The 12,706-nt window shown below is 71.8% G+C and carries 9 protein-coding genes; 4 read left to right on the plus strand and 5 right to left on the minus strand.

What is annotated here, in order from left to right; genetic code table 11:
* Window positions 1–28: 28 nt before the first annotated feature.
* Window positions 29–730: a YoaK family protein gene (locus J2S58_RS11795; protein ID WP_306828328.1), complete on the minus strand. Its 702-nt coding sequence runs from the start codon at window positions 728–730 to the stop codon at window positions 29–31.
* 329 nt (window positions 731–1,059) lie between these two features.
* On the opposite strand from J2S58_RS11795, the gene J2S58_RS11800 reads away from it, so the two are divergent.
* The 4 genes from J2S58_RS11800 to J2S58_RS11815 all read left to right on the plus strand — a co-directional run bounded on the left by J2S58_RS11800 (window position 1,060) and on the right by J2S58_RS11815 (window position 6,845).
* Window positions 1,060–2,400: a fibronectin type III domain-containing protein gene (locus J2S58_RS11800; protein WP_205256924.1), complete on the plus strand. Its 1,341-nt coding sequence runs from the start codon at window positions 1,060–1,062 to the stop codon at window positions 2,398–2,400.
* 44 nt (window positions 2,401–2,444) lie between these two features.
* Window positions 2,445–4,490 (plus strand): hypothetical protein, encoded by a 2,046-nt coding sequence (locus tag J2S58_RS11805; RefSeq protein ID WP_205256923.1) that lies wholly within the window; start codon window positions 2,445–2,447, stop codon window positions 4,488–4,490.
* A gap of 61 nt (window positions 4,491–4,551) precedes the next feature.
* Window positions 4,552–5,703 carry a glycosyltransferase family 2 protein gene (locus J2S58_RS11810; RefSeq protein WP_205256922.1) on the plus strand — a complete coding sequence of 384 codons (1,152 nt, stop codon included), beginning with the start codon at window positions 4,552–4,554 and terminating at the stop codon, window positions 5,701–5,703.
* A complete protein-coding gene (locus tag J2S58_RS11815) occupies window positions 5,700–6,845 on the plus strand; it encodes a cytochrome P450 (protein ID WP_205256921.1) in 1,146 nt (381 codons plus the stop codon). The genes J2S58_RS11810 and J2S58_RS11815 overlap by 4 nt, the downstream gene beginning before the upstream one ends.
* Window positions 6,846–6,849: 4 nt before the next feature.
* On the opposite strand, the gene J2S58_RS11820 is transcribed toward J2S58_RS11815, so the two are convergent.
* The 4 genes from J2S58_RS11820 to gyrA form a co-directional block, all read right to left on the minus strand.
* Window positions 6,850–7,833, minus strand: coding sequence for a phytoene/squalene synthase family protein (locus J2S58_RS11820; protein WP_205256920.1), 984 nt, complete (start codon window positions 7,831–7,833; stop codon window positions 6,850–6,852).
* Window positions 7,834–7,864: 31 nt separating this feature from the next.
* The gene (gene crtI / locus J2S58_RS11825) at window positions 7,865–9,358 is read right to left on the minus strand and encodes a phytoene desaturase family protein (protein ID WP_205256919.1); all 1,494 of its coding nucleotides are present in this window, start codon (window positions 9,356–9,358) and stop codon (window positions 7,865–7,867) included.
* 111 nt (window positions 9,359–9,469) lie between these two features.
* A complete protein-coding gene (locus J2S58_RS11830) occupies window positions 9,470–9,967 on the minus strand; it encodes a DUF3566 domain-containing protein (protein ID WP_306828334.1) in 498 nt (165 codons plus the stop codon).
* Window positions 9,964–12,579 (minus strand): DNA gyrase subunit A, encoded by a 2,616-nt coding sequence (gyrA, locus tag J2S58_RS11835; RefSeq protein WP_205256918.1) that lies wholly within the window; start codon window positions 12,577–12,579, stop codon window positions 9,964–9,966. The genes J2S58_RS11830 and gyrA overlap by 4 nt, the downstream gene beginning before the upstream one ends.
* Window positions 12,580–12,706 lie beyond the last annotated feature (127 nt).

A 12,706-nucleotide genomic window follows, 5' to 3' on the forward strand; every position in this document is an offset into this window, starting at 1 on the left:
CCTGGGCCCGGACCGACCGGGGCTCGGCTCAGGCGGACCGCAGCCGCAGGTGCCCGACGGCGGCCACGGCCAGGCTGAGGACGGCGGCCAGCGCGGTGGCGACCCCCGGGTGGATGACGAGCAGCGCGGCGCCGATCACCGCACCCAGGAAGATGACCAGGATCGCGAAGAAGCGCCGGTTGATCACGGCGCCGCGGCCGCCCGCGACGAGGGACTCCCCGGCGAACGACGCCAGGGTGGAGGTCACCACGACCGTCGTCATGTCCTTCACCGCGATCTTGCGCGCCGTCGCGGCCTGCCCGCCCATCACCAGCGCGGTGACCGACGACGCCACGATCGAGACGGCGAGCGGTCGGTCCGGCCCGGCCACCGCGAGCAGGACCGCGACCGCGCCCAGCAGCACCGCGCCCAGCACCAGTTCCGCGGTCACCGCCGTCGTCCAGCCGGTGGGTCGCCGGCGCAGGAACAGGCCGGCCAGGAACGCGCCGACGGTGAAGGTGCCCAGCGCGATCGCCGGCCCGAGGATGGGCAGGTCGTCGGCCCCGGCGACCGCCATGCCGAGGATGACGATGTTGCCCGTCATGTTCCCGGTGAACACCCGGTCCAGCGCCAGATAGCCCACCGCGTCGACGATCCCGGTGACCAGGGTGAGCGCCATCATCAGCCAGACACCGAGCCGGTCGGACACCGGCACGGTCTGCTGGTGCCGGTCCCTGTGCGCAGTCGCCACGTGCGGTCTCCCTGCCTGGTGCCCACCGTCGGTCGGTGGTCCGGATCAGTATCGACACATCGACCGGAGGACCGGACCAGCGACGGGTCTCACCGATGGTGATCTCGTGCGTCGCCCACTCGTGTGTTGACTACTCTCTGCGCTCATCAAATACTGAGAGTCACAGAGGTGGCGGTGGTCCGCGCCCCCCTCGGTCCGAGAGGCCGTCCGTGTCCCCGTCCTCCCCGTCCTCCCCGTCCTCCCCGTCCCCCGTGACGTCCGCCGCGGTCCGTCGACGGTCCGTCCGCCCTCGCCGGTCCCTCGGGCACCACCGCTGGCTCCTCCTGCCCGTGCTGAGCCTCGTCCTCACCGGGTGCACCTCCGGCCCGGCGACCGATGCGGTGTCCGTCACCGCACCGTCGACATCCACCTCGTCCGCATCGGCCCAGGCCGACGACCCGCCGACCACGCAGACCGCGCCCGCGCCCGCTCCGGACGCCGCCCCCGCCGTCCTCACCGTCACCGACGGGGACACCCCGGTCACCCTGGTCTCCGACAGCTTCACCGGGTCCCTGTCGGGCTACCGCGTCATCGACGGGACCGACTCCCTGGACTCTCCCGCCGCCCTGGCCGTGACCGCCGACGACCGCGAGCTGTACGTCGTCACCGGACAGGGCCCCGACTCCCGCCTGATCCGCCTGCGGGAGGGGATGGACAGCTGGGATCTCCTCGGCGCCGGCGCGGGCGTCCCCCTGGACCAGCCGGTCGACGTCGCCGTCGGTCCTGGTCGCCTCGTCGCGGTGCTGAACGCGGCCACCGGGCGACTCGTGGTCAGCCGGGACGACGCGGCGACCTGGACCGAGCTCGCGCCGGCCACCGAGGGTCGGACCCCGTCCGCCGTCGCCATCACTCCCGACGGCGCGCTGGCCGTCGTCGACGCCGACGCGGACACCGCGTCGATCAGCGCCGACGGGGGCACCACCTGGACCGTCACCGACCGGGCGACGGGGTCCTTCGCCTCCCCCGTCGACATCGCCGCCGCCCCCGACGGCGCGCTGCTGGTGCTGAACAGCGGTGACGGCAGCCTGTCCGTCCTCCGGGCCGGCGCGGCCACCTGGGAGAACATCCCGGCGGCTGCCGCCGGTTGGACATCGCCGACCGCGGTTGCCGCCGGCCCCGGTGGCGAGGTCCTGGTGGCCGACCCCGGTTCCGGCGCACTCTTCCGATCGGCGGACGGCGGACGCACCTGGACCGGTAGTGACGGCTTCGGCGACATCAGCGGGCTCACCGTCGGTGCGGACGGCACCGTCGCCGTCACCGACGGGGTCAACACCCTGCTGACGCTGCAGCCCACCGCCGCCGCCGTCCGGAACCTCGTCGTGACACCCACCGGGCCCGGGACGGTGGAGGTGAGCTGGGATCCGGCGCGGACCACCGACGGACCCCCGGTGACCTACCGCATCGAGGTGACCAGGGCGCCCACGGAGGCGGCCTGGGCGGATCTGCACGCCTCCCTCGGCGGATCCGACCCGGACGCGCCGGAGACCGGTGCCGGACCCGCGTTCGAGGTGACCACGCCCTCCGCGACCATCCCCGACCTGCCCGCCGGCACCGACGTGACGGTCTCGGTCGTCGCGGTCGACGGCGCCGGCGTGGGCGCACCCGCGAGCACCACGGTGCACATGCCGTGAACGGACACCGCCCCTCCCCCGACCTCCCGACCCCGAGGACGACCATGACGCGACGCGACCCCCGGCGGTTCCGGGCCCGAGCCGGCCTGATCGCGGTGGTCCTCGCCGCACTGGCCGTCCCGGTCACCCCCGCGGGCGCCGCTCCCGACCGGGCCGCGGCTGCCCCGGCCGCCGCCCCCGTGGCGACAGCGCCGACCCTGCCCACGGCCGACGGGGTGACCCTGCCGTGCGCGAACACCTCGCTGAACTGCGTCACCCTGCGCTTCGACAACCCGAGCCCGAGCTACCTGGCCACCAAGCACATGGTGCTGGACTACATGGTCGCCGGCCGCCGTCCCTCGTACATGGCCGACCCCGCCGTCGCCAAGCAGTTCGCGTGGCGCATCGACACCAACAGCACCAGCCCGTACGTGATGATCCGGGAGGCGTACCGCACCGGTCGCTGCCTGGCCTTCGGGTGGTCGGCGACCCGGCTGGAGTCCGACTGCAGCTGGACGGACAAGGAGAACCTCTGGTCCCTCCGCCCGGTCGGCGACGGCAGCCGGTTCCAGATCCTCTCCGCCGCCGGGGAATGCCTCACCCTGCAGGACGATTTCGGGTGGGCCACCGCCCCGCAGACGTGTGTGTCACCGGACGCCGCCGCGGAGGAATGGCAGGTCTTCACCGCCCAGGGCGACCAGCAACGGCTGTTCACCGACCTCGCCGTCCGGCACGCGTTCTCCACCTGTTTCGACACCGCGCAGACCGACACCGGTCGGTGCGACTTCGCCGTCGACCGGACAGCGCCGACGCCCAGCCCGGTGGTCCGGGAACAGTGCGCCCGCACCGCCACCGGGGCGTTCCCGCTGACCAACAACTCCGACACCGCCCAGGAGTTCACCCTCTCCACCGAACGATCGAGTACGAACACCACCAACTGGAAGGACGCCTTCAAGGGCTCGGCGGGGTTGGACGGCCTGCTCGGCAAGGTCCTCAAGGTGAGCGCGGAGTACACCAAGGAATGGGGTGGCTCGGTGGCCGAATCGACCAAGGAGACCGAATCCCGCAAGCTCTCCGTCGGTCCCCACCGGAAGGCCTGGGTCTTCTACCGCGACATCCAGCTCCCCGTTCCCGGGGTGTGGACGTTCGAGAAGGGCACCGCGTACGCGTGGACGTACGGCCAGACGGCCAGCATCGACGTCGTCGGTTCCGGCAACCTGACCCGCGAACGGGTCGACAACTTCGTCCCCACGTCCGAACTCACCCCCGACTGGACCTGCACCACCCGCGGCGCGCCGGAGATCACCGGCGGGCGGATCCCGGTCGTCGACACCGGGACGCAGTCCACCGCACCGACCGTGGGTCAACGCATCTCCACCGACACCGGGACGTGGAACGTCGCCGGCGACGGCTGGACCTACGGCTACCAGTGGCGACTGAACGACCAGGCCGTTCCCGGGGCGAACGCGGCGAGCTACCAGGTCCGCCCGGCGGATGCGGGCGGGGTGCTGACCGTGCAGGTCTCGGCGGCACACCCGGGTTACGTCACCGGCTACGCCGTCTCCACCCGAACCCTGCCCGTCGTGCCCGGCCCGGCCGCATCCACCTCCCCCACGCCGGTCGACCCCGCTCCTGCCCCGAACACCCCGGTGTCCGCCCCCACCACCGCAACGTCCCCCACCGGAACACCCACAGCCGGAACACCCACCACCGGACCTTCCACGACCCCGGTGACCACCTCGGCGGCGTCACCCTCATCCCCGACGGTTCCGGCCCCCTCCTCGACGGCACCCCCGGGTGGCCCGGCCCCGGGCACGGCGACCATCAGACCGGACAGCGCCGACCCGAGCACCGCGCAGGATCCGCTGTCGGTGATGGTGCGGCTGGTCACCAGGCCGGCCACCCAGTTCCGCGGCCAGGCCGTCCTGCTCGACGGGGACGACGAACTGGACCGCCACCCGGTCTTCGCCCCCGGCACGATCGCCACCGACACGTTCGTCCTGCCGTCCGACCTGACGGCGGGGTCCCACGAGCTCACCGTCCGGTTCGTCCCCGACGACCCGACCCTGTTCGCCCCGGCGGAGGCGACCGTGACCGTCCAGGTCGCCTGATCGGCTTCCCGGGGCGGCGCGCTCGACCTGCGGCAACAGCCGGGCCGGGTTAGATGGGGCGGTGTCCCGGAACGAGAACGTCCTGCGCGCCGCCCCGGACAGGGCGCGCGCCCGTCGCCTGTCCGAGACGGTCGCCGTGGGCGCCCTGGGCTTCCTCGGCCTGAAGCTGACCAACCTGTTCGTCAACGTGCTCACCTTCCCGACGCTGGCCCGGCCCTGGGAGCGCCCGGACATGTCCGACGTGGCGCTGCTGGTCCCGGTCCGCAACGAGGCCCATCGCATCGGCGCCACCCTCACCGGGCTGTTGGACTCCGGCGCCGGGAAGATCCTGTTCCTGGACGACCGGTCCACCGACGGCACCGGGGACATGCTGCGGCGGGTGCTCGCCGATCTGCCGCCGGCCCTGGCCCGCCGGGTCCGGGTCGTGGACGGCGTCGCCCGGCCCGAGGGGTGGACCGGGAAGACCTGGGCCTGCCAGCAATTGGCGATGCGCTCCGACGCGCGGCTGCTGGTCTTCGTCGACGCCGACGTCCAGCTCGCGCCCGGGGCGCTGGCCGCGCTGGTCGACGAGATGGACCGGCAGGACGCCGACGTGCTGTCGGTGTTCCCGCGCCAGCTCGTCCGCACCTGGAGCGAGCGGCTGATCATGCCGCTCATCCCGGACGTGGTGCTGTGCTTCCTGCCGTTCCCGCTGCTCCGGGCCCCGGCCCCGGCCGCGGCCACCGCGCACGGCGCGCTGCTGGCCTTCCGCCGGTCGGCCTACGACACCGTCGGCGGGTTCGCCGCCGTCCGCACGAAGATCGTCGAGGACGTGGCCATCGCCCGGCTGACCCGGCGCAAGGGTTTGCAGCTGGGCCTGGCCCTGGGCGGGGAACTGGCCGGGGTGCGGATGTACGGCAGCTACCGTGAGGTGATCGACGGGATGGGCCGGGGCCTCGTGCCGACCGCCGCGGGCAGCCGCGTCGCGGTGACCGTCGGCTGGCTGTGGCACCTGCTCGTCTACACCGCCGCCCCGGCACTGGCGCCGACCTCCCGCCGCTGGCGGTGGGTCACCGCCCTCGGCATCGTCGAACGCCTGGTGGTGGAGGGCAAGACCGGCGGCCGCGACTGGGCCGCCGCCCTCGGTGTCGCCGCCTCCCCGGTGGCCGCCGCCCCCGTCGTCGGGCGCTCCCTGCGCCGCCGGCAGACCTGGAAGGGACGGACGTACGGATGACGGAACGCTCGACCCTGACCGCACTCCCCGAACCACTCGGCAAGCCCCCCGTGGGCCACCTGTCCCGGTGGACGTTCGACTCGCTGGGCCTGCTGGAGGAAGGCGCCGCCCTCGGTCCGGTGTTCGGGCTGCAGCTGTGGCGCAAGGCGATCGTCGGGTACGGCCCGGACTGGAACCGCTTCGTGCTGGGTGACATGGCCGGCTTCCGCAGCAAGGGCAGCCTGAGCCAGCTCTCGCCCTACCTGTCCGCCGGGATCGTGGCCACCGACGCCCCCGCGCACCGCGCCCGCCGGGCCGCGATGAACCCGACGTTCCACCGTCGCGAGGTCACCGCCCGGTACGCCGAGGTGTTCGCCGGCCTCGCCGAACGCCACCGACCCACCGGCGACTTCGACGCCTCCACCTTCTCCTCGGACCTGATCCGCCGCATGCTGACAGCCGCCTTCGTCGGCTCGCGGTTCCCCGACACGGTGATGCGGAGCTTCCTGGCCCCGCTGGACACGCCGCTGCCGGGACCGCTGCTGCGCCGGCCGATCAAGGTGCGGCGCATGCAGCACCACCTGAAGCGGATCCTGGCCGACCCGGAACCGGGCACCCTGGCCGAACTGTTCGCCACCCTCCCGGACGGTGTGCAGGAGATGCGCGTGGCCATCGCCGCCGCCTACGACACCACCGCACACACCCTCGCTTTCGCCCTCTGGGAACTGGCCGCCCGCCCCGAGCTCAACACCCCCGACCGGGCCGCCGCGGTGGTCGACGAGACCCTCCGCATGTACCCGTCGGGATGGATCGGCAGCCGCGTCGCTGCCCAGGACACCGAGTTCGCCGGCCACGCCATCCCGGCCGGGCGACTGGTGCTCTACAGCCCGTACCTGACCCACCGCAGCGCCGAGCTGTGGCCCGACCCGACGAGCTTCCGCCCGGAACGCTTCGACCAGCCCCGCCCGGCCTGGGGATACATCCCCTTCTCGGCCGGGGAACGCACCTGCCTGGGCGCCGGCCTGGCCACCCTCATGCTGCGGTCCGCCGTCACCGCCTTCGCCGGTTCCCGGCTGGACCGGGTCACCGAGGAGATCCACCCCAAGGGTGTGCTCACGCTGACGCCGAACGGACCCGTGCTGCTGCGCCGGACCCCGGACTGACGGGTCAGCCGGCGCGGCGGGAGCCGGCCAGGCGGGCCCGGGCCGCTCCGGCCACCCCGGTGGCCAGACCGGACGCGGCGACCCGGGCACGGTGCCGCCGGGTGACCCGCACCCGCTCGCCGAAGACCTCGTAGTCGGCGTCCTCGATGGCGGTGAGGATGTCGCCGTAGAGCCGGTAGGCCACCTGGACGCAGGCCCGTGCGGCCGGGGACAGCAACGCGATCCCCGGTTCGGCCCGACGGTAGATGCCCCGGGTGCGGTCGATCTCCGCGGCCAGCAGCGCCCGGATGGGGGCGTCGGCGCGGCCGATGGATGCCGCGTGCAGCAACCGTTCCCGATCCACCCCGTGCGCGGCTAGTGAGTCCTGCGGCAGGTAGATGCGGCCGAGCCCGACGTCCTCGCCGACGTCGCGGATGAAGTTGGTGATCTGGAAGGCCACCCCGAGATCGGCCGCGTAGGGCGCAGCCTCCTCGACGGGACCGACCGCACCCATGATCGGCAGGGTCATCAGGCCGATCACCGCCGCGCTGCCGTACACGTAGGTGTCCAGATCGGCGTGGGTGGCGTACTCGGTGATGGTGAGGTCCATCCGCATGGACTCCAGGAACGCGTCGAACCACGCCGGGTCCAGGTCGTACCGGTCGGCGGTGTGCAGCGCGCTGCGGACGCTGGGCTCCAACCCGATGGGCAGATCCCGACCGGCGGCGATCTCCGCGGCCCCCGCCTCGAACTGGCCGGCCAGGTCGGCGAGCCCGGCCGTCCGGCTGGCCACGTCGATCTCCGGTCGCGGATCGTCCACGATGTCGTCCGCCGTGCGGGCGAACCCGTAGAGGGCGTGCACCGCCGGTCGGTCACCCGCGGGCAGGAACCGGGTGGCCAGGAAGTAGGTGCGCCCGTGCTCGGCGGCGAGGCGACGGCAGTGCCGGTAGTCGCCCCGCAGGTCGGGGTCGTGGATGCCGGCGGCGGTGAGCTCGGCCTGGACGCTCATCCGCGTCTCCCGCGGGGGATCCGGAGCCCGGTCATCGGGTGGGCCCGGTGATCCGTTCCGCGGCCAACCGCCCGGACAGCAGCACCATCGGCACCCCGACGCCCGGCTGGGTGTTGGCCCCGCAGAACAGCAGGTTCTCCACGTTGCGGTCCAGGGTCGGCATCCGGAACGGGCCCGTCTGGGGAACGCTGTGGCTGGCCGAGAACGGGGCGCCGGCAGCCATCCCCTGGGCCTGCCAGTCGGCCGGGGTCACCAGCGCCTCCACCTCGATGGAGTCGCCGAATCCGGGCATCAGGCGATCCTCGACGGCGGCGATCATCCGGTCCCGGTACGCGGGGCCGGCCGCCGACCAGTCGATGGCCCGGCCGCTCACCGTGTTCGGGCAGGGGAACAGCGCGTAGTACGTCTGCTTGCCGTCCTGGGCCAGGTCCGGGTCGGTGGCGGTCGGGTTGCTGATCATGAACGACGGATCGCTCATCAGATTGCCCTGGTGGATGATCTCGTCGAACGTCCCCTCCCACGCCGCACCGAAGTCGATGGTGTGGTGGACCAGGTGGTCGTAGGACTTCGTGGAGCCGGCGTGCAGCAGGACGCAGGACGGGGAGTACTGCAGGGTCTTCACCCGCGGCGGGGTGTACTGCGGATCCAGCAGGTGCCGGTAGGCCATCGGCAGGTCCGCGTTGACCACGACGGCGTCGGCCGCGATGAACTCGCCGTCGGCGGTCACCACGCCGGTGGCGCGGCCGGCGCTGACCGGGATGTGCGCGACCTCGGTGCTGTACCGGAACTCCACCCCGTGGTCGGCGGCGGCGGCGGCCATCGCCTGCGGCACCGCGTGCATGCCGCCCTTGGGGAAGTACACCCCGGCCACGCAGTCCATGTAGGAGATGACGGCGTAGATCGACAGCGCCTCCTGCGGGGCCAGCCCCGCGTACATGGCCTGGAAGGAGAAGATGCGCCGCAGTCGCTCGTCGGTCAGGTATTTGTCGACCTGGGTGGTGAGCTTGGACAGCCCGCCCATCATGAGCAGCCGCACCGCGTCCGGGCCGATGAGCCCGGCGACCCCGTCGATGTTCCGGTCGATGAAGGTGGGCATCTCCAGCTCGTACAGCTTGCGCAGGTAGTCCACGAACCGCCGGTAGCCGTCGGCGTCGGCCGGGGAACAGGTGGTGGCGATCTGCTCGGTCATCGCCTCGAGATCGGTGTGCACGTCGATGCTGCTGCCGTCGGCGAAGTTGGCGCGGTACGCGGGGTCGACCCGGACCAGCTCGAGCCGGTCGCTCAGTGTCTCCCCGACGCAGGCCAGCGCGTCGTCGATGAGCTCGGGCATGGTGAGCACGGTGGGGCCGGTGTCGAAGTGGTAGCCGCCGAGGGACAGTCGACCGGCCCGTCCACCGGGGATCGGCGCCTTCTCCACCACGGTGACCTTGCGGCCCGCCCCGGACAGACGGAGAGCGGCGGACAAGCCGCCCAGACCTGCCCCGACGATGACGACGGAGTCGGTGGAACCCGGAACTGTGCGCATCGTTCCGGTCTACACGACGGCCCGGCTCCGGCGCTGGTGGGTCAGATCACCGTGTCGCCCGGGACCCGGTGGCATCCGACAGCACCGCGCCGGCGGTAGGGCAGCCCCGGGTCAGTCCCGCTCGCCCAGGGTCAGCTCGACCCCACCGGACATCGCCGCCGCCGCGTTGTAGACGAAGGCGGCGACGGTGGCCAGGGCGGTGAACAGCACGATGTTGATGGCGCCGATCACCGCGGTGATGCTGAACACCCGGGCGGCCGAGACCAGATCACCCGAGCCGCCGGCCGCCGCGTCCGCACTGGTCAGCGTGTTGAAGGTCTGGTTGATGCGGGACCAGACATCCATCGACCCCAGCGAGAGGTAGAGGATACCGACCGCGATCATCCAGACGAAGAACATCACCACCGAGACGATCAGCGAGATCTTCAGGACCGTCCACGGATCGACCCGCTTGAGCTGGAGCGAGGCCAGCCGCGGGGGGCGGCGGGTCGGCTTCGCCCGCCGCGGCGGGCTGTCCTGACCGCCGTTGCGGCCGTTGCCCGACGACCCCGAACCGCGCCCGCCCTTGTCGGCGGACCCGGTCGAGGTCGCATTGGTGGAGGTCGTCACGCGTCGTCCCCTGTGGTCACGTCTGCATCCTCCACCTGGTCGGGTGCGTCCTGCTCGGCCGGCCGGGCGGACGTCGGATCCGCGGACGAGGCCGCGGTGCCGTCGGACAGGGCCGGGGCACCGGTGGCCACGGCCGCCTCGACCACCGCGTCGGCCGAGGCGTCGGCGTTGCGGGCGATCGCGACGAGGGTGTCGCCGTCGGAGAGGTTCATCAACCGCACCCCCATCGTCTGGCGCTTGGCCTTGCGGACCTCCCGGGCCGAGGTCCGGATGACCCCGCCCGAGGACGTGATCGCGTACACCTCGGTCTCGAGATCGACGATCAGCGCCCCGACCAGCTTTCCACGACGCCGGTCGTACTGGATGGTCAGCACGCCCTTGCCGCCGCGACCCTGGACCGGGTACTCCTCGATGTCGGTGCGCTTGGCGTACCCACGCTCGGTGGCCACGAGGACATAGGCCCCCGGCCGGGCGACCTCGAGCGACAGCAGCTCGTCGCCGGAGTTGAACCGCATGCCCAGCACACCGGACGTGGCCCGACCCATCGGCCGCAGCGCCTCGTCGGTGGCGTGGAACCGGATGGACTGGCCCTCCGCGGAGATGAGCAGCAGATCGTCCTCGGAGGAGCAGAGCACGGCGCCGACCAGCTCGTCGTCCTCGCGCAGGTTGACCGCGACGATCCCGCCGGACCGGTTGGAGTCGAACGCGCTGAGCTCGCTCTTCTTGACCAGACCGCCCTTGGTCGCCAGCACCAGGTACGGCGACACGGTGTAGTCGCGGATCTGGATGACCTGGGCGATCTTCTCGTCCGGCTGGAAGGCGAGCAGATTCGCCACGTGTTGGCCACGGGCGTTCCTGTTGGCCTCGGGCAGCTCGTAGGCCTTGGCCCGGTAGACCCGACCCTTGTTGGTGAAGAACAGGATCCAGTCGTGCGTGGAGCAGACGAAGAAGTGGGCGACGATGTCGTCCTGCTTGAGCGCCGCACCCTGCACACCCTTGCCGCCACGCCGCTGGGCCCGGTACAGGTCGGTCTTGGTGCGCTTGGCGTATCCGGTCCGGGTGATGGTGACGACCACGTCCTCGACCGCGATGAGGTCCTCCATGGACACGTCGCCGTCGTAGGCCACGATCGCCGTCCGCCGGTCGTCACCCCACTTGTCGACGACCTCGGTCAGCTCGTCGCGCACGATGGCGCGCTGCCGGACCGGGGTGTCCAGGATGTCGCGGTAGTCCGCGATCTCGCTCTCGATCCGCGCCAGGTCGTCGACGATCTGCTGGCGCTGCAGGCTGGTCAGCCGGCGCAGCTGCATCTCCAGGATGGCGTTCGCCTGGATGTCGTCGACGTCGAGCAGCTCGATGAGGCCGGTCCGGGCCTCGTCCGGGCTCTCCGATGCCCGGATCAACGCGATGACCTCGTCGAGCGCGTCCAGCGCCTTGACCAGGCCGCGCAGGATGTGGGCGCGCCGCTCGGCCTCGTCGAGCAGGAACTGGGTCCGCCGGACGATCACCTCGATCTGGTGCGCCACGTAGTAGCTGATCATCTGGTCCAGGCGCAGCGTGCGCGGGACACCGTCGACGATGGCCAGCATGTTGGCGCCGAAGCTGGTCTGCAGCTGGGTGTGCTTGAACAGGTTGGCCAGCACCACCTTGGCCACCGCGTCGCGCTTGAGGGTGATGACGATGCGCATGCCGATGCGGTCGCTGGACTCGTCGGCGATGTCGGCGACCCCGGCGATCCGGCCCTCGCGGTGCAGATCGGCGACCGAGGTCACCAGGTTGTCCGGGTTGACCTGGTACGGCAGCTCGGTGACGACCAGGATGGTCCGGCCCCGGGCGTCCTCGTCGGTGTTCACCACCGCGCGCATCCGGATGGAGCCGCGACCGGTCTGGTAGGCCTCGGCGATGCCCTGGGTGCCGACGATCTGTGCGCCGGTCGGGAAGTCCGGACCCTTGATCCGCTCGACGCAGGCGGCGAGCAGCTCCTCGGCCGAGGCGCCGAAGTTCTCCAGCGACCAGACGACGGCCGAGGCCACCTCGCGCAGGTTGTGCGGCGGGATGTTGGTGGCCATGCCCACCGCGATCCCGGACGTGCCGTTGACCAGCAGGTTCGGGATGCGGCTGGGCAGCACCGTCGGCTCGGTCGTCTTGTTGTCGTAGTTGGGCATCATGTCGACCGTGTTCTGGTCGATGCCCACCAGCATCTGCATGGCCAGCGCGGACATGCGGCACTCGGTGTACCGCATGGCCGCGGCCGGATCGTTGCCCGGTGAGCCGAAGTTGCCCTGACCGTCGATCAGCGGATAGCGCAGCGACCACGGCTGGGCCATGCGGACCACGGTGTCGTAGATCGAGGTGTCGCCGTGCGGGTGGTAGCTACCCATGACGTCGCCGACGACGCGGGAGGACTTCACCCGGCCACGGTCGGCCCGGAAACCCGAGTCGTACATGCCGTAGAGCACCCGGCGGTGCACCGGCTTGAGACCGTCCCGGACGTCGGGCAGGGCCCGGGAGACGATCACGCTCATCGCGTAGTCGATGAACGACCGCTGCATCTCCTGCTGGATGTCGACAGGTTCTGTGCGGTCGTGTTCGGTGCCGGTGGGTCCTGTCACGTCACGGTGCCTTTCGTTTCACGTCATGCCACGTTCGGGTGATGCAGATGTCCACATGTGGATAGCTCGTGTGGATCGGGTGACCGATGTCCGGTGATGAACTGCGCCAACCGGGGGTCGACGTTCA

It is taken from the genome of Nakamurella flavida, from assembly GCF_030811475.1.
Lineage (GTDB): Bacteria > Actinomycetota > Actinomycetes > Mycobacteriales > Nakamurellaceae > Nakamurella > Nakamurella flavida.

Bases quoted from the DNA above. Each gene is read 5' to 3' on its own strand.
- J2S58_RS11805 (WP_205256923.1), top strand. From the start codon at position 2,445: ATGACGCGACGCGACCCCCGGCGGTTCCGGGCCCGAGCCGGCCTGATC.
- J2S58_RS11815 (WP_205256921.1), top strand. From the start codon at position 5,700: ATGACGGAACGCTCGACCCTGACCGCACTCCCCGAACCACTCGGCAAG.
- J2S58_RS11820 (WP_205256920.1), bottom strand. From the start codon at position 7,833: ATGAGCGTCCAGGCCGAGCTCACCGCCGCCGGCATCCACGACCCCGAC.
- crtI (WP_205256919.1), bottom strand. From the start codon at position 9,358: ATGCGCACAGTTCCGGGTTCCACCGACTCCGTCGTCATCGTCGGGGCA.